Source organism: Pseudomonas sp. EL_65y_Pfl1_R83, from assembly GCF_963970695.1.
In the GTDB taxonomy this organism is placed as follows: Bacteria; Pseudomonadota; Gammaproteobacteria; order Pseudomonadales; family Pseudomonadaceae; genus Aquipseudomonas; species Aquipseudomonas tritici.
Genome location: NZ_CAXAQI010000462.1, coordinates 1 through 443, shown reverse-complemented (window position 1 = coordinate 443; position 443 = coordinate 1). Strand labels below are relative to the sequence as shown.

General features: G+C 61.4%; 1 protein-coding gene. It reads right to left on the bottom strand.

Translation table 11 applies throughout. The features are described 5' to 3' along the window. Positions 1-443, bottom strand: a 443-nt coding sequence (locus tag AACY08_RS29835) for a ShlB/FhaC/HecB family hemolysin secretion/activation protein (RefSeq protein WP_339472687.1), incomplete at both ends; no start/stop codon positions are given.

Here is a 443-nt window from a genome sequence, read left to right as displayed (position 1 = left end):
GCTCGGCATTGAGATAGTAGCCGCTGTCACCGGATGCGGCATTGGTCGGATAGCCGCGCACGGTGGTGGGGCCGCCGATCGAGAATATCTGGTCACCCGGCAGCAGCTTCTCCCGGGTGTATTGCCAGCTGGCCAGAATGTTCGCGCTGAAATTCGCCGGGCCGGCGGCGCTGGTTGCGATCAGCGAGCCGGTATAGGTGTTGAAGGTGCGGTTGTTGACGAGCAGATGGTCCTTCCATTCGATGTAGTTCACCGCCGGTGAGACGGTGATCGAATAGCTGTTGCCGGAATTGGTCACGGAGACGCCGGCCGTCGCCCTGTTGTAATGATCGTTGGTGACATCGACCGTGGCAAAACGGCTGACGGTCCTGCCTTCGGTCTCGGCGGCGTTGAGCAGCACCAGCCAGTCCTGGCTCACCCAGACCGGCTGGCTGAAATTGACC